Raw genomic sequence first — 16,568 nt, 5'->3', positions numbered from 1 at the left:
GCCGGCGACCGAGGCGGGGCACTCCGAGGCTCTGCCCCGGACCCCGGTCCTCAATCGCCGGACGGCTTGAAATGCCGCTACGCTGCCCGACGCCCCCGCGCCGGAGCGCCGGTACGCCCCGCACCGGAGCGACCCGCACCACGGGCCTCGCCACCGGCACGCGCGGCGCCGGAACGACCCGCGCCACCACCCTGGGCGCCACCGGACGTGCCACCCGCACCCGCACCGGTCCCACGCCGTCCCCGCCCCCGGCTCCCGGAGCGCACCGCGCCCCCACCGGAGCCGGCCGAACCCGAACCGCCCGCCCGAGTCCGCTGCTTCGGCGGAGTCGGCTGCGGGACCTCGACGACGATCGCGATCCCGGAGGGCTCACGCGCCCCCGTGATCCGGGACAGCTCCTCGTCGCTGGAGGTGACCCGCGTGGTGCGCGGCGCGATGCCCGCGTCCTGCATCAGCCGGGTCATCTCCCGCTTCTCCTCGGGCAGCACCAGCGTGACGACGCTGCCGGACTCCCCGGCACGCGCCGTGCGCCCGCCGCGGTGGAGGTAGTCCTTGTGGTCGGTCGGCGGGTCGACGTTGACGACGAGGTCGAGGTCGTCGACGTGGATGCCACGGGCCGCCACGTTCGTCGCGACGAGCGCGGTGACCTGGCCGTTCTTGAACTGGTCCAGGGTCCGGTTGCGCTGCGGCTGGGAGCGCCCGCCGTGCAGGGCGGCAGCCCGGACACCGCTGGCGAGCAGCCGCTTGGCGAAGCGGTCGGCGGCGCGCTTGGTGTCGACGAACATGATCACGCGGCCCTCACGGGCGGCGATCTTCGTGGCGACGGCCTTCTTGTCCGTCTCGTCCATGACGTGGAGCACGTGGTGCTCCATCGTGGTGACCGCACCGGCGGACGGGTCGACGGAGTGGACGACCGGGTCGGTGAGGAACATCTTGACGAGGCGGTCGATGTTCTTGTCCAGGGTCGCGGAGAACAGCATCCGCTGCCCGTCCGCCTCGACCTGCTTGAGCAGGGCGACGACCTGCGGCATGAAGCCCATGTCGGCCATCTGGTCGGCCTCGTCGAGGACGGTGATGGCGACCTCGTCCAGTCGGCAGTCGCCGCGCTCGATGAGGTCCTTGAGCCGGCCCGGGGTGGCGACGAGCACTTCGGCGCCGCGCCGCAGGGTGGCGGACTGCTTGGTGATCGACATGCCGCCGACGACGGTGGCCATCCGCAGGTTCACGGCGGTCGCGTACGGGGTCAGCGCGTCGGTGACCTGCTGGGCCAGCTCACGCGTGGGCACGAGGACCATGGCGAGCGGGGCGCGCGGCTCGCTGCGGCGGCCGGCGGTGCGGGCCAGCAGCGCGAGGCCGAAGGCGAGGGTCTTGCCCGAGCCGGTGCGGCCGCGGCCGAGGATGTCCCGGCCGGCCAGCGAGTTCGGCAGGGTCGCGCCCTGGATCGGGAACGGCTCGGTGACGCCCTGCGCGGTGAGGGTCTTGAGGAGCGCGGCCGGCATGTCCAGGTCCGCGAAGGCCTCGACGGCGGGCAGCGCGGGGGTCACCATCTCCGGCAGGGCGAACTCGCCCTGCGGCGGGGTGGCGCGGCGGCGGGCCGGAGCCTTGGAGCGGGCGGCGGCGGCGCCGCGGGGGTTGGACGCCGCCTGCGCGGTCGCGCCCTGGCCGCGGCCACGGGCCGGGCGGGAGCGGGGGGTGCGGTCCTGGCGTTCGAAGCGAGTCATACGGAATTGCCCTCCTGGGGATTCCTGGGCAACTGCGGATTCGGTTCACTGCCGATGTGCTTGTCCGACCGCTTGTCGTGCGCCCCCAGGATGCGCGCACAAAGCGGGTTGTTCCTCGAACAGCACAAACCGGGGCCCGCACCTTCACGGTGCGGGCCCCGGTCAGAGAGGTACGCGTCGCGGCAATTAGGCCGGGACGATGTTCTCCGCCTGCGGGCCCTTCTGGCCCTGCGTGACGTCGAAGGAGACCTTCTGGCCCTCCTGGAGCTCACGGAAGCCCTGGGTGGCGATGTTGGAGTAGTGGGCGAAGACGTCGGCGCCGCCGCCGTCCTGCTCGATGAAGCCGAAGCCCTTTTCCGAGTTGAACCACTTCACGGTTCCAGTAGCCATGTCATTCTCCTAAAAGAGGTGCAGTGCCGAGAATCCGCACTTTACGGATTCCAAGTCGCCGCATTGAGCCCCACCCGGAGAAAGCCGGAAAACAATAAAGCGCCTGAGGAAGCATTCCCGTCAGGCGCACATAAAGTTCATGGGTACCAAAACTGCAACGGGAACACCGTAGCACGTCCTCTCCTCGCGCGGAGTGACGCACCACACCGCGCGAGGGAAAACTTGGCTGACCAGAAGGGGTACGGCCGGTGTCGCCCGCGTGGGTCAGAGGCGCTCGACGATGGTGACGTTGGCCTGTCCGCCGCCTTCGCACATGGTCTGGAGCCCGTAGCGGCCCCCGGTGCGTTCGAGTTCGTGCAGGAGTGTGGTCATCAGCTTGGCGCCGGTAGCGCCGAGGGGGTGGCCGAGCGCGATCGCCCCGCCGTTGACGTTGACGCGCTCGGGGTCGGCGCCGGTCTCCTTCAGCCAGGCGAGGACGACCGGTGCGAAGGCCTCGTTGATCTCGACGAGGTCGATGGCGTCGATGGTGAGGCCGGTCTTCTTGAGGGCGTACGCGGTGGCGGGGATCGGGGCGGAGAGCATCCGGATCGGGTCCTCGCCCCGGACGGAGAGGTGGTGGATCCGGGCGCGCGGGGTGAGGCCGTGTTCGGCGACGGCCCGCTCGGAGGCGATGAGCAGCGCGGCGGCTCCGTCGGAGACCTGTGAGGAGCAGGCGGCGGTGATGGTGCCGCCGGGCAGGACGGGGCTGAGTGCGGCCATCTTCTCCAGGGTGGTGTCGCGGCGCGGTCCCTCGTCGGCGGTGACGTCCCCGTACGCGACGGTCTCGCGGGTGAAGCGGCCCTCGTCGACGGCGCGGACGGCCCGGCGGTGGGAGGTGAGGGCGAACTCCTCCATGTCGCGGCGGCTGATCCCCCACTTCTCGGCGATGAGCTGGGCGCCGTGGAACTGGTTGACGGGCGCGTCGCCGTACCGGGCGCGCCAGCCTTCGCTGCCCGCGTACGGGCCCTGGGTGAGGCCGAGGGGTTCGGCGGCCTGGCGGGAGGCGAAGGCGATGGGGATCTGGGTCATGTTCTGGGTGCCGCCGGCGACGACGAGGTCCTGGGTGCCGGAGAGGACGCCCTGGGCCGCGAAGTGGAGGGCCTGCTGGGAGGAGCCGCACTGCCGGTCGATGGTGACGCCGGGGACCTCCTCGGGGAGCCCGGCCGCCAGCCATGACGTACGGGCGATGTCCCCGGCCTGCGGTCCGACGGTGTCCAGGCAGCCGAAGACGACGTCCTCCACGGCCGCCGGGTCGACGCCCGCGCGGGCCATCAGCTCCTTCAGCACATGGGCGCCGAGGTCGGCGGGGTGGACGGCCGCGAGGCCCCCCTTGCGCCGTCCGACGGGTGTCCGTACCGCTTCGACGATGTAGGCCTCGGCCATGGCTGCTGCTCCTCAAGGTGGCAAAGGTGGCATACGGCTAGGTGCGCAGGGCGATCCCGTCCAGCACCATCGACAGGTACTGGCGGGCGATCTCCTCGGGGCTGTGGTGTCCGCCGGGCCGGTACCAGGAGGCCGCGACCCAGACGGTGTCGCGGACGAAGCGGTAGGTGAGGCGGATGTCCAGGTCGTCGCGGAAGGTGCCTTCGGCGACGCCTCGTTCCAGGGTGGAGAGCCAGGCCTTCTCGAACTTCGCCTGCGAGTCGGCGAGGTAGGCGAAGCGGGGCTGGGTGGCGAGGTGCCTGGACTCCTTCTGGTAGATCGCGACGGCGGGGCGGTGCCGGTCGATCTCCCGGAAGGACTCGGTGACCAGTGCCTCGATGGTCTCGCGGGGGCCGAGTCTGGCCGCCAGGACGGCGTCGTACCCCTGCCAGAGCTCGTCGAGGAAGGTGGAGAGGATCTCGTCGATCATCGATTCCTTGGAATCGAAGTGGTAGTAGAGGCTGCCGGCGAGCATCCCCGCCTCGTCCGCGATCCGGCGGACGGTGGTGGCGTTGTATCCCTGGGCGGCGAAGACCTCGGCGGCGGTGGCGAGGAGTTCGCTGCGCCGTTCGGGGGTGGGGGTCACCTGGGGCTTCTTCTTGGTAGGCACCCCGCCATTGTCCGCCCGCGGCCCGGGTGTTCACGCATGCTGGCTGCTGACGGCGACGACCTCACCGGTCATGTACGAGGAGTAGCCGCTGGCGAGGAAGACGATCACGTTGGCGATCTCCCAGGGCTCGGCGTACCGGCCGAAGGCTTCCTTCTCCGTGAGTTCGGCGAGCAGTTCGGCGGAGGTGACCTTGGCCAGGTGGGGGTGCATGGCGAGGCTGGGGGCGACGGCGTTGACGCGTACGCCGTAGTCGGCCGCTTCGAGCGCGGCGCAGCGGGTGAGGGCCATGACGCCCGCCTTGGCGGCGGCGTAGTGGGCCTGGCCGCGCTGGGCGCGCCAGCCGACGACGGAGGCGTTGTTGACGACGACTCCCCCGGTGCCGGCGGCCTTGAGGGAGCGCAGGGCGGCGCGGGTGCAGCGGAAGGTGCCGTTCAGGGTGACGTCGAGGATCTTCGTCCACTGGTCGTCGGTCATCTCGGTGAGTTCGGCGGTGCCGCCGAGTCCCGCGTTGTTGACGACGATGTCGAGGCCGCCGTGGGTGCGCTCGGCGTGGGCGAAAAGGGCCTGGACCCGGTCCTCGTCGGTGACGTCGCAGGTCAGGGCGGTGACGCGGTCGGCGCCGAACTCTTCGGCGAGGGCGTGCGCGCTCTCCTTGAGGCGGCGGGCGTGGGCGTCGCTGATGACTACGCGCGCCCCTTCCTCCAGGAAGCGGCGGGCGGTGGCGCCGCCGATGCCGGCTCCGGCGGCGGCGGTGACGACGGCGGTGCGGCCGGTCAGCAGGCCGTGGCCCGGCAGGTAGTTCGGTGCGCTCATCGGCCCATCCCCACTGCTCCTCGACGGTGCTTGAGCCGTACGTTAACCTACCAAACACTTGTTAGGGAACGGCCTCACGGAAGGCAGGCCCCATGGATCTGGCGCAGACAGCACGGACAGGCGCGCTGCGGGCCGAGGCCCGGTCCTGGCTCCGGGACCATGTGCCCGCCCGGCCGCTCCCCTCCCTGGAGACGGCGGAGGGGTTCGCCGCGCACCGGGAGTGGGAGGCGGAGCTGTACGGGGGCGGGTGGCCGGCGGTCTCCTGGCCCGAGGAGTACGGGGGCCGGGGCGCGGATCTCTTCGGGTGGCTGGCCTTCGAGGAGGAGTACTGGGCGGCGGGCGCCCCCGGCCGGGTCTCGCAGAACGGGATCAGCCTTCTCGCCCCGACGCTCTTCCACCACGGCACGGCGGAGCAGCGGGCCCGGGTGCTGGAACCGATGGCGAGGGGCGAGGTGATCTGGGCGCAGGCCTGGTCGGAGCCGGAGGCCGGGTCGGACCTGGCGGCGCTGCGGTCGCGGGCGGTGCGGACGGAGGACGGCTGGCTGCTGTCGGGGCAGAAGACGTGGTCCTCGCGGGCGGCGTTCGCGGACCGGGCGTTCGGGATCTTCCGTACGGACCCGGGGGCGGCCAAGCCGCACCAGGGGCTGACGTACCTGATGTTCGGGCTGCGGGACCCCGGGGTCACGGTCCGTCCGATCGGGCGGCTGGACGGGAAGCCCGCGTTCGCCGAGATCTTCCTGGACGAGGTCTTCGTACCGGACGAGGACGTCATCGGGGAGCCGGGGCAGGGCTGGCGGATCGCCATGTCGGCCACCGGCGACGAGCGCGGCCTGACCCTCCGCTCCCCCGGCCGTTTCCTGGCCGCCGCCGACCGGCTGACGGAACTGTGGCGGGCGGCGGGCGACCCGGCGGACACGGCGCTGCGCGACCGGGTGGCGGACGCGGTGATCGGGGCGCGGGCCTACCGGCTGTTCACGGCCGCCTCCGCGTCCCGGTTCGCGGCGGGGGCGGTGCTCGGGGCGGAGTCCAGCCTGAACAAGGTGTTCTGGTCGGACTACGACATCGCGCTGCACGAGACGGCGCTCGATCTGCTGGGCCCGGACGCGGAGGCACCGGACGGCCCGTGGGCGGAGGGGTACGTCTTCGCGCTGGCGGGGCCCGTCTACGCGGGTACGAACGAGATCCAGCGGGACATCATCGCCGAGCGGCTGCTCGGCCTGCCGAAGGGACGGCGCTGATGCGTTTCCTCCTGGACGACGAGCAGCGGGAGTTCGCCCGCTCCCTGGACGCGCTGCTGACGGCGGCGGAGACGCCTGCGGTCGTACGGGGGTGGGCCTCGGGCGACCATGGCCCGGGGCTCACCCTCTGGCGGCGGCTGGCGGACGCGGGGGTGTTCGCGCTGGCGGTCCCGGAGGCGTACGGGGGTGTCGGCCCGCTCCCGGTGGAGACGGCCGTGGCGTTCGTGGAGCTGGGCCGCCACGGGGTGCCGGGGCCGGTGGTGGAGAGCGTGGCGGCGGGGGTGCTGCTGGGCGGGGTGGGCGGCCCGGCGGCCAAGGAGTGGCTGCCGGGGATCGCGTCCGGTACGGCGGTGGTGTCGCTGGTCCTGGAGGGGTACGGGCCGTACGCGCTGGACGCGGACGTGGCGGACGCGGTGCTCACGGTGACAGGGGACGAGCTGCGGCTGACGCGGGGGCCGGGCGGGGTGACGGGCCCGGGCGGGTCTAAGGGCCCAGGCGGGTCTACGGGCCAACGCGCGCCGGCGGGCCCGGGTTCGCCGACGGTCTCCCTGGATCCGGCGCGGCGGCTGTTCCGGCCGGGGGCGGGCGGCGAGGTGGTGGCGGCCGGGCCCGGGGTGCGCGAGGCGGCGCGGGCGGGGGGCGCCTGGGCCACCTTCGCGACGGCGGCCCAGGCGCTCGGCTGCGGGGAGGCGTTGCTGCGGGCCACGGTGGCGTACGTGAAGCAGCGCACCCAGTTCGGTGTGCCCGTCGGCTCCTTCCAGGCGGTCAAGCACCGCCTCGCGGACACCCTGCTCGGCCTGGAGTTCGCGCGGCCGCTGCTGTACGGGGCGGCGGTGGAGCTGGCCGAGGGGTCGCCCGGCGCCGGGGCGGCGGTCGCGGCGGCGAAGGTGGCGGCGGGCGAGGCGGGGTACGCGGCGGCCCGCACCGCGCTCCAGCTGCACGGCGCGGTGGGGTACACCGAGGAGCTGGACCTGGCGTGGTGGCTGCGCCGGGCCCGGCCGCTGCGGGACGCGTGGGGGACGCCGTCGGCCTGCCGGGCGCGGGTGCTGGCGGGGTGAACAGCCCTGGGCCGGGGACGCTACGGCCCAGGGAGCGCCGTCACTTCCGGCGTACGGTCCGCAGCGGCTGTCCGGGCCGCCAGGACTCGATGACCAGGGAGTCGCCGTCCAGACCGATGCGGACCACCTCGGTCAGCTCGGCCCGGAAGAGGTGGAAGGGCTCCGGCGGGGTGGCGTCCTCGACGAAGCGGGCGAGGAACTCCGGGTCGGTGATCTCCACGGCCCGGCCGCTGACGCGGACATCGCCGTCGTTCATCTCGGCGTCGGGCCCCGGGTTGGCCTGGAGGGCGAAGCGCGGGTCGCGTCGCAGGTCCAGGGCCTTGCGGGAGTCCGGCATCATGCCGAGCAGCAGCTCACCGAAGCGGAAGTCGGCCTCCAGACCGGTGACCCGGGGCGATCCGTCCTTCCGGAGGGTGGCGAGGACGTGGTGCTTGTAGAGCTGGAAGCGCCGGCGCGCGGTGTCGGCGAAGACGGGCTCGGCGGCGGCGAAGCCACTCCAGGAGAGGGGTGAGGAAGACGTCATGAGCGCCATCGAACACCCGATACCCGACATCTTCTGTCCGGTATCGCCGTCGGTCTCCGGCGGCTCACACGTCCGAGAACGTGATCACCACCGCCTGGCCCATCGTCCGCAGCACCCCCGGCGCCCCGCCCTCGGAGAGCACCGCGTCGTAGCGGTCGAGCCGGATGTCCGTGGAGTCGAGCACGGCTCCGTCGTCCAGGGAGAGGGCCAGCACCGCGCCGCCCGGGGGTGCCATCAGCCGTACGGTGCCGCAGACCACGGCGGTCTCCGCCCGCGTACGCCCCCTGCGGTACATCACGTTGAGGTTGACGACGGGCCCGCCCAGCAGGAAGCCCTCCGTGGGCCGGTCACCGGGGAAGTCGTGCGGCCAGAGCGGCTCGTCCACGATGTGGTGCTCGCCGCCGACGACGAGGTCCATGCCCGCGCCCTCGACCACGGTCAGGGTGCGGTCGATGCCCGGGAAGACGGAGAACGGGCCGTCGGCGGTGACGTCCGCGAGGCTCACCCGCCAGTCGAACCCGTCGGCTCCTCCGGAGCCGGTGGCGACCTCCCGGGTGAGCCCGCCGCCGTTCCTCCAGGGGACGGGCGTACGGTCGGCGGCGCGCAGCACCTGTGTGGTCATCGGACGATCCCCTGCTCCTCGGCGGCGGCCAGCCAGTGCGGGAACTCCGCGACCAGCCGGTCGTACAGCTCGGCGTCCGGCACCTTGCGGGGGTCGAGGCCCGCGTGGAAGTACCCGGCGTTGTCGACGGCCCGCTCGGCGGGGGCGGCCAGCTCGTCGAGCTTGCGCAGGAAGTCGAACTGGGTGCTGCGGGTGTCGCCGAAGCCGACGAACTGCCAGAACAGCGGCAGCTTCGCGGCCTTGCAGAGGTAGCGCTCGGCGGCGAGCTTGCTGGTGGGCCCGCCGTCCGTCTGGAAGACGACCAGGGCGGGTTCGGTGGAGCCGCTGTCCAGGTAGTGGTCGATGACCTCGTCCATGGCGACGTGGTAGTTCGTCCGGCCCATGTGCCCGAGGTTCGCCACGATCTTGTCGATGATCCCGTGATGGTCGCTCAGCCCGGCCTCCCCGAACCCGTCGATGTCGGTGGAGAAGAGGACGACGGGCACCCGGCCGTCGTCGTCGAGGTGGGCGGACAGCCCCAGCACCCGGTCGGCCAGCGCCTGGACGGTGCCGTCCTTGTAGTAGTCCCGCATCGAGCCGGAGTAGTCGAGGACGAGGTAGACGGCCGCGCGTCGGCCGTTCAGTCCGTGCTTCTCCAGCGAGACGCCGGCGCTCTTGTAGAGGCTGACGAGGCCGGGAGCCGTCTCCCGCACCTTGGTCAGGCTGATGGCCGGGCCCGGCCCCACCGCCGTCTTCGAACCATGCATTACGGCCCCCGTTCTGCGTACTGCGGACCTTGAGGGTAGGCCACGGCCGGGCCCCCGCCCCCGAGGTCCCCCGCACCGGTTCGCTATCTTGATCGCCGCCGCCCACACCGGCCCTGTCGCGCACTCCCCCACTGAAGGAGCCGGTCATGGAGGCCGCCGCCACCACGTGTTACCGCCATCCGTCGTACGAGACGTACGTCCGCTGCACCCGCTGCGAGCGCGCCATCTGCCCGGACTGCATGCGTGAGGCCTCGGTCGGCTACCAGTGCGTGGAGTGCGTGAACGAGGGGCAGCGCTCGGTGCGGCGGGCCCGGACGGTGTTCGGCGGTGCCGTGTCCGGGGCGACGGCTCCGGTGGTGACGTACGTCCTGATGGCGCTGAACGTGCTGGCCTACCTCGGCGAGGTGGTGCGGCCGGAGATCGTGGACCGGTTCGCGGTGCTCGGTGCCGCGCTGACCGGGCCGGACGGGGAGCAGTACTACTACCGGGGCGACACGTACGTCGGGTACGAGCTGACGGGGATCGCGGACGGCGAGTGGTACCGGCTGGTGACCGGGGCGTTTCTGCATCTGCCGCCGGACACCTCGTTCGGGGTGATGCACCTGCTGTTCAACATGTTCGCGCTGTGGAACATCGGACGGACGGTGGAGGGGCAGCTGGGCCGGGCCCGCTATCTGGCGGTGTACCTGCTGTCGGCGGTGGGCGGTTCCGTCGTCGTGTACCTGCTGGCGCCGGACGCCTCGACGGTCGGCGCCTCCGGTGCGGTCTTCGGTCTTGCCGCCTCGTACTGGATCATCAACCGGCGGCTCGGCCGTGACATGGCGGCGGTCAACCGGTTCATGGCGGGGTTCCTGCTCTGGATGGTGCTCTCGGCCCTGTTCACCTCGTGGCAGGGGCACCTGGGCGGGCTGCTGACCGGGGCGCTGGTGACGTACGGGCTCGCCTACGCCCCGGCGAAGCTGCGGACCTGGCCCGTGCAGCTCGCGGGCGGGGCGGTGCTGCTGGGTCTGTTCGCCGTGGCGGTGGTGGTGAAGACCTCTGCGCTGACCGGCGGCTGAGGACCCCTACCGGGCAGGGGCCCGACCCCGGACGCGCCACGGCGCCCGCTGGTGTCCGGTCGGGGACAGGCAGGCGCCGCGTTCAGTTCCGTACGCCGTTGTACGGGACGTATCTGTGGGGCTCGCCCCCGGGCCGCGTGGCCCAGGGGGAACCCGGGTGGTGCTCAGACCAGCAGGGACCGGTCCGTCGGGCGGATCGGCGCGTGCAGGGCGCTGGTCCCGGTCAGGAAGCGGTCCACACCGCGGGCGGCGGAACGGCCCTCGGCGATCGCCCAGACGATCAGCGACTGGCCGCGGCCCGCGTCACCGGCGACATAGACGCCGTCGACGTTGGTCGCGTAGTTCTCGTCGCGGGCGACGTTGCCGCGCTGGTCGAGCTCCAGGCCGAACTGCTGGACCAGACCGTTGGACTGGTCGGTTCCGGTGAAGCCCATGGCGAGGGTGACGAGCTGCGCGGGGATGCGCCGCTCCGTGCCGGGCTTCTGCTCCAGCTTACCGTCCTTGAACTCGACCTCGACCAGGTGGAGCGCCGCGACGTTCCCGTCCTCGTCGCCCTCGAAGTGGGTGGTGGAGACGGAGTAGACCCGCTCGCCGCCCTCCTCGTGCGCGGAGGTGACCTTGTAGAGCATCGGGAAGGTCGGCCACGGCTGGTTGGCGTTCCGGTCCTCGCCCGGCCTGGGCATGATCTCCAGCTGGGTGACGGAGGCCGCGCCCTGGCGGTGGGCGGTGCCCACACAGTCGGCGCCGGTGTCGCCGCCGCCGATGACGACGACGTGCTTGCCGCCGGCGTGGATCGGGGCGACCGTGAGGTCGCCCTCCTGCACCTTGTTGGCGAGCGGCAGGTACTCCATCGCGAAGTGGATGCCGCCCAGCTCGCGGCCGGGGACCGGCAGGTCGCGGGAGACGGTGGCACCGGCCGCGATGACGACCGCGTCGTAGCGGCGGCGGAGCTTGGCGGCGTCGATGTCCTTGCCGATCTCCACCTCCGTACGGAACTTGGTGCCTTCCAGGCGCATCTGCTCGATGCGGCGGTTGATGTGCGACTTCTCCATCTTGAACTCGGGGATGCCGTAGCGGAGGAGGCCCCCGATGCGGTCCGCGCGCTCGTAGACGGCGACGGTGTGGCCGGCCCGGGTCAGCTGCTGGGCGGCGGCGAGTCCCGCCGGGCCCGAGCCGATGACCGCGACGGTCTTGCCGGAGAGGCGCTCGGGCGGCTGCGGGGTGACGTCGCCGCTCTCCCACGCCTTGTCGATGATGGAGACTTCGACGTTCTTGATGGTGACGGCCGGCTGGTTGATGCCGAGCACGCACGCCGACTCGCAGGGCGCCGGGCAGAGCCGCCCGGTGAACTCCGGGAAGTTGTTCGTGGCGTGCAGCCGCTCGGAGGCCGCGGTCCAGTCCTCGCGGTAGGCGTAGTCGTTCCACTCGGGGATGAGGTTTCCGAGCGGACAGCCGTTGTGGCAGAACGGGATCCCGCAGTCCATGCAGCGGCCGGCCTGCTTGCTGATGATCGGGAGCAGTGAGCCCGGAACGTAGACCTCGTTCCAGTCCTTGACGCGCTCGGCCACAGGGCGGGTCTTGGCGACCTCGCGTCCGGTGGTCAGGAAGCCCTTGGGGTCAGCCATTGGTCGCCGCCTCCATCATCTTCTCGGTGGTCTCCTGCTCGGAGAGACCGGCGAGCTCAGCGGCGTCCTTGGCGGCGAGCACTGCCTTGTACGTGGTCGGGATGATCTTGCTGAAGCGGGTCACGGCGGTGTCCCAGTCGGCGAGGAGCTTCTCGGCGACGGTGGAGCCGGTCTCCTCCTGGTGGCGGCGCACGACGTCGTGCAGCCACTGCCTGTCGGTGTCGCCGAGCTCCTCGACGGCACCGAGGTTGCCCACGTTGACGTGGTCGCGGTTCAGGTCGATGACGTACGCGACACCGCCCGACATACCGGCGGCGAAGTTCCGTCCGGTCTCGCCGAGGACGACGGCGTGGCCGCCGGTCATGTACTCGCAGCCGTGGTCGCCCACGCCTTCGGAGACGACGGTCGCACCGGAGTTGCGGACGCAGAAGCGCTCGCCGGTGCGGCCGCGCAGGAAGAGTTCGCCGCCGGTCGCGCCGTAGCCGATGGTGTTGCCGGCGATGGTGGAGTACTCGGCGAGGTGGTCGGCGCCCCGGTCCGGGCGGACGACGACGCGGCCGCCGGAGAGGCCCTTGCCGACGTAGTCGTTGGCGTCGCCCTCCAGGCGGAGGGTGACCCCGCGCGGGAGGAAGGCGCCGAAGGACTGGCCGGCCGAGCCGGTGAAAGTGATGTCGACGGTGTTCTCGGGCAGGCCCGCACCGCCGAACTTCTTGGTCACTTCGTGGCCGAGCATGGTGCCGACGGTCCGGTTGATGTTGCGGATCGCGACCTGGGCCCGGACCGGCTGGGCGGCCTCGGGGCTGTCGGCACCGAGTGCGTCGGCGGCCAGCTTGATCAGCTGGTTGTCGAGCGCCTTCGTCAGACCGTGGTCCTGCTCGACGATCCGGTGGCGGACCGCGCCCTCGGGCAGTTCGGGGACATAGAAGAGCGGGGCGAGGTCGAGGCCCTGCGCCTTCCAGTGGGTGACGGCCCGGTCGGTGTCGAGGAGCTCGGCGTGGCCGACGGCCTCCTCGATGGTGCGGAAGCCCAGCTCGGCGAGGATCTCGCGGACCTCTTCGGCGATGAACTCGAAGAAGTTGACGATGTACTCGGCCTTGCCGGAGAACCGGTCGCGGAGCACCGGGTTCTGGGTGGCGATGCCGACCGGGCAGGTGTCCAGGTGGCAGACGCGCATCATGACGCAGCCGGAGACGACGAGCGGCGCGGTCGCGAAACCGAACTCCTCGGCGCCCAGCAGCGCGGCGATGACGACGTCGCGGCCGGTCTTGAGCTGGCCGTCGGTCTGCACGACGATGCGGTCGCGCAGGCCGTTGAGCAGCAGCGTCTGCTGGGTCTCGGCGAGGCCGAGCTCCCAGGGGCCGCCCGCGTGCTTGAGCGAGGTGAGCGGGGAGGCGCCCGTTCCGCCGTCGTGGCCGGAGATGAGGACGACGTCCGCGTGCGCCTTGGAGACACCGGCGGCGACCGTGCCGACACCGACCTCGGAGACCAGCTTCACGTGGATACGGGCCACGGGGTTGGCGTTCTTGAGGTCGTGGATCAGCTGCGCGAGGTCTTCGATGGAGTAGATGTCGTGGTGCGGCGGCGGCGAGATGAGGCCGACGCCGGGCGTCGAGTGACGCGTCTTGGCGACCCACGGGTAGACCTTGTGGCCGGGCAGCTGGCCGCCCTCGCCGGGCTTGGCGCCCTGCGCCATCTTGATCTGGATGTCGTCCGCGTTGACCAGGTATTCGCTGGTCACACCGAAGCGGCCGGAGGCGACCTGCTTGATGGAGGAGCGGCGCGCCGGGTCGTAGAGGCGGTCGGGGTCCTCGCCGCCCTCGCCGGTGTTGGACTTGCCGCCGAGCTGGTTCATCGCGATGGCGAGCGTCTCGTGCGCCTCGCGGGAGATCGAGCCGTACGACATGGCGCCGGTGGAGAACCGCTTGACGATCTCGGAGGCGGGCTCGACCTCGTCGATGGAGATCGGCTCGCGGCCGGAGTCGAAGCCGAAGAGGCCGCGGAGCGTCATGAGGCGCTCGGACTGCTCGTTCACCCGCTCGGTGTACTGCTTGAAGATGTCGTAGCGCCGGTTGCGGGTGGCGTGCTGGAGGCGGAAGACCGTCTCCGGGTCGAACAGGTGCGGCTCGCCCTCGCGGCGCCACTGGTACTCGCCGCCGATCTCCAGCGCGCGGTGGGAGGCCGCGATGCCGGAGGCGGGGTACGCCTTGGTGTGCCGGGCGGCGACCTCCTTGGCGACGATGTCCAGGCCGGCGCCGCCGATCTTGGTGGCGGTGCCGTTGAAGTACGTCGCGACGAAGGCCTCGTCCAGGCCGACGGCCTCGAAGACCTGGGCGCCGCGGTAGGAGGCGACGGTGGAGATGCCCATCTTGGACATGACCTTCAGGACGCCCTTGCCGAGCGCGTAGATCAGGTTCCGGATGGCCTGCTCGGCGTCGATGTCCTCGATGAAGGTGCCGGCGCGGACCAGGTCCTCGACGGACTCCATGGCGAGGTACGGGTTGACCGCGGCGGCGCCGTAACCGATGAGCAGGGCGACGTGGTGGACCTCGCGGACGTCCCCGGCCTCGACCAGCAGGCCCACCTGGGTGCGCTGCTTGGTGCGGATGAGGTGGTGGTGGACGGCGGAGGTGAGCAGCAGCGAGGGGATCGGGGCGTGCTCGGCGTCGGAGTGCCGGTCGGAGAGGACGATGAGGCGGGCGCCGTCCTCTATGGCGGCGTCGACCTCGGTGCAGATCTCCTCGATCCGGGCGGCCAGGGCGTCGCCGGCGCCGCCGACCCGGTAGAGGCCGGCGAGGGTGGCGGACTTCATGCCCGGCATGTCGCCGTCGGCGTTGATGTGTATCAACTTGGCGAGCTCGTCGTTGTCGATCACCGGGAAGGGCAGCGTGACGCTGCGGGCCGCGGCGGCGGTCGGCTCCAGGATGTTGCCCTGGGGGCCGAGCGAGGAGCGCAGCGAGGTGACGAGCTCCTCGCGGATGGCGTCCAGCGGCGGGTTGGTGACCTGGGCGAAGAGCTGGGTGAAGTAGTCGAAGAGCAGCCGGGGGCGCGCGGAGAGCGCGGCGATCGGCGAGTCGGTGCCCATGGAGCCGAGGGGTTCACCGGCGGTGCGGGCCATCGGCGCGAGGATGACGCGGAGCTCTTCCTCGGTGTAGCCGAAGGTCTGCTGGCGGCGGGTGACCGAGGCGTGGGTGTGCACGATGTGCTCACGCTCGGGCAGGTCGCTCAGCTCGATCTCGCCGGTCTCCAGCCACTCCTGGTACGGCTGCTCGGCGGCGAGGGACGCCTTGATCTCGTCGTCCTCGATGATGCGGTGCTCGGCGGTGTCGACGAGGAACATCTTGCCGGGCTGGAGGCGGCCCTTGCGGACGACCTTCGCCGGGTCGATGTCCAGGACGCCGACCTCGGAGGAGAGCACGACGAGGCCGTCGTCGGTGACCCAGTAGCGGCCGGGGCGCAGACCGTTGCGGTCGAGGACCGCGCCGACCTGGACGCCGTCGGTGAAGGTGACGCAGGCCGGGCCGTCCCAGGGCTCCATCATCGTCGCGTGGTACTGGTAGAACGCGCGCCGGGCCGGGTCCATCGAGTCGTGGTTCTCCCACGCCTCGGGGACCATCATCAGCACCGAGTGCGGCAGCGAGCGCCCACCGAGGTGGAGCAGCTCCAGGACCTCGTCGAAGGAGGCGGAGTCGGAGGCGTCCGGGGTGCAGACGGGGAAGATCCGGTCGAGCTGCGCCTGCCCGAAGAGCTCGGAGGCGAGCTGGGACTCGCGGGCCTTCATCCAGTTGCGGTTGCCCTTGACCGTGTTGATCTCACCGTTGTGCGCGACGAAGCGGTACGGGTGTGCCAGCGGCCAGCTCGGGAAGGTGTTGGTCGAGAAGCGGGAGTGGACCAGCGCGACCGTGGAGGCGAAGCGGCGGTCGGAGAGGTCCGGGAAGAACGGCTCCAGCTGCCCGGTGGTGAGCATGCCCTTGTAGACGATGGTGCGGGCGGAGAGCGAGGGGAAGTACACCCCGGCCTCACGCTCGGCACGCTTGCGCAGGACGAACGCCTTGCGGTCCAGGACGATGCCGGTGGACTCGCCGTCGGCGACGAAGACCTGGCGGAAGGTGGGCATGGTGGCGCGGGCGCCGTTGCCGAGGAGCGCCGGGGTGACCGGGACGTCGCGCCAGCCGAGGACCTTCAGGCCCTCCTGGGTGGCGATCTTCTCGATCGTCCGGACGGCCTCGGTGGAGTCGTCCGCGGGGAGGAAGGCGATGCCCACGGCGTAGGCGCCGGCCTCGGGAAGCTCAAAAGGGGTCTCGGCGCGCAGGAAGGCGTCGGGGACCTGGCACAGGATGCCGGCGCCGTCGCCGGAGTCGGGCTCGGAGCCGGTGGCGCCGCGGTGTTCGAGGTTGCGCAGTACGGTCAGCGCCTGCTCGACCAGCTCATGGCTGGCCACACCGGTCAGAGTGGCCACGAACCCGACGCCACAGGCGTCGTGCTCGTTACGGGGGTCGTACATCCCCTGCTGGGCGGGGCGACCGTCCATGGGCGACCAGGCGTCGATACGCATCGGCTCTCCCGTCGTCGTCGTGGCATTTGCGGTGCCGAGGGACGACGTTGGCCCTCTGCGAAATTTCGTGCAGGTTACATGATGGGGCGCTTCTCAAGAAGCGGAAGGCTTGTTCCAACATACGGACACCGTGGTGACCGGAAGTGACTGG

13 protein-coding genes are annotated in these 16,568 nt (G+C 71.6%); 3 read left to right on the top strand and 10 right to left on the bottom strand.

Features of this window, described 5'->3' with window-relative positions; translation table 11 throughout:
• Positions 1 to 77: 77 nt before the first annotated feature.
• From ACK8N7_RS28415 to ACK8N7_RS28395, 5 genes are all read right to left on the bottom strand, one after another.
• The gene (locus ACK8N7_RS28415; RefSeq protein WP_403209019.1) at positions 78 to 1,721 is read right to left on the bottom strand and encodes a DEAD/DEAH box helicase; all 1,644 of its coding nucleotides are present in this window, start codon (positions 1,719 to 1,721) and stop codon (positions 78 to 80) included.
• 186 nt (positions 1,722 to 1,907) lie between these two features.
• Entirely contained in the window at positions 1,908 to 2,111 is a 204-nt protein-coding gene (locus ACK8N7_RS28410; protein ID WP_015607926.1) for a cold-shock protein, read from the bottom strand.
• 264 nt (positions 2,112 to 2,375) lie between these two features.
• Positions 2,376 to 3,533 (bottom strand): acetyl-CoA C-acetyltransferase, encoded by a 1,158-nt coding sequence (locus ACK8N7_RS28405; RefSeq protein WP_403209017.1) that lies wholly within the window; start codon positions 3,531 to 3,533, stop codon positions 2,376 to 2,378.
• 37 nt (positions 3,534 to 3,570) lie between these two features.
• Positions 3,571 to 4,182, bottom strand: a complete 612-nt coding sequence (locus ACK8N7_RS28400; RefSeq protein WP_500444471.1) for a TetR/AcrR family transcriptional regulator — start codon at positions 4,180 to 4,182, stop codon at positions 3,571 to 3,573.
• Between the two features lie 30 nt (positions 4,183 to 4,212).
• On the bottom strand, positions 4,213 to 4,995 hold the full coding sequence (locus ACK8N7_RS28395; protein ID WP_500444470.1) for an SDR family oxidoreductase: 783 nt from the start codon (positions 4,993 to 4,995) through the stop codon (positions 4,213 to 4,215).
• A gap of 92 nt (positions 4,996 to 5,087) precedes the next feature.
• Here ACK8N7_RS28395 and ACK8N7_RS28390 point away from each other — a divergent pair, with 92 nt between their 5' ends.
• On the top strand, positions 5,088 to 6,233 hold the full coding sequence (locus ACK8N7_RS28390) for an acyl-CoA dehydrogenase family protein (protein ID WP_403209013.1): 1,146 nt from the start codon (positions 5,088 to 5,090) through the stop codon (positions 6,231 to 6,233).
• Positions 6,233 to 7,291 (top strand): acyl-CoA dehydrogenase family protein, encoded by a 1,059-nt coding sequence (locus ACK8N7_RS28385; RefSeq protein ID WP_403209011.1) that lies wholly within the window; start codon positions 6,233 to 6,235, stop codon positions 7,289 to 7,291. Before ACK8N7_RS28390 ends, ACK8N7_RS28385 begins: the two co-directional genes overlap by 1 nt.
• Before the next feature lie 40 nt (positions 7,292 to 7,331).
• Here the strand turns inward: ACK8N7_RS28385 and ACK8N7_RS28380 are convergent, their stop codons facing one another.
• Genes ACK8N7_RS28380 through ACK8N7_RS28370 form a run of 3 tightly spaced genes read right to left on the bottom strand, consistent with a single transcriptional unit; the run spans position 7,332 to position 9,182 of the window.
• Positions 7,332 to 7,823, bottom strand: coding sequence for a pyridoxamine 5'-phosphate oxidase family protein (locus ACK8N7_RS28380; protein WP_403209009.1), 492 nt, complete (start codon positions 7,821 to 7,823; stop codon positions 7,332 to 7,334).
• Between the two features lie 55 nt (positions 7,824 to 7,878).
• A complete protein-coding gene (locus ACK8N7_RS28375; RefSeq protein ID WP_403209007.1) occupies positions 7,879 to 8,436 on the bottom strand; it encodes a HutD/Ves family protein in 558 nt (185 codons plus the stop codon).
• On the bottom strand, positions 8,433 to 9,182 hold the full coding sequence (locus ACK8N7_RS28370) for a vWA domain-containing protein (RefSeq protein WP_403209005.1): 750 nt from the start codon (positions 9,180 to 9,182) through the stop codon (positions 8,433 to 8,435). The genes ACK8N7_RS28375 and ACK8N7_RS28370 overlap by 4 nt, the downstream gene beginning before the upstream one ends.
• Positions 9,183 to 9,328: 146 nt before the next feature.
• Between ACK8N7_RS28370 and ACK8N7_RS28365 the strand changes: the two genes are divergently transcribed.
• Positions 9,329 to 10,240: a rhomboid family intramembrane serine protease gene (locus tag ACK8N7_RS28365; RefSeq protein ID WP_403209003.1), complete on the top strand. Its 912-nt coding sequence runs from the start codon at positions 9,329 to 9,331 to the stop codon at positions 10,238 to 10,240.
• A gap of 164 nt (positions 10,241 to 10,404) precedes the next feature.
• Here the strand turns inward: ACK8N7_RS28365 and ACK8N7_RS28360 are convergent, their stop codons facing one another.
• Positions 10,405 to 11,865, bottom strand: a complete 1,461-nt coding sequence (locus ACK8N7_RS28360) for a glutamate synthase subunit beta (protein WP_500444469.1) — start codon at positions 11,863 to 11,865, stop codon at positions 10,405 to 10,407.
• Positions 11,858 to 16,417, bottom strand: coding sequence for a glutamate synthase large subunit (gltB, locus tag ACK8N7_RS28355; RefSeq protein ID WP_403208999.1), 4,560 nt, complete (start codon positions 16,415 to 16,417; stop codon positions 11,858 to 11,860). Before gltB ends, ACK8N7_RS28360 begins: the two co-directional genes overlap by 8 nt.
• Positions 16,418 to 16,568 lie beyond the last annotated feature (151 nt).

It is taken from the genome of Streptomyces griseobrunneus (genome assembly GCF_046713465.1).
Taxonomy (GTDB): domain Bacteria; phylum Actinomycetota; class Actinomycetes; order Streptomycetales; family Streptomycetaceae; genus Streptomyces; species Streptomyces microflavus.
This window is presented reverse-complemented; position numbering and strand designations above follow the sequence as displayed.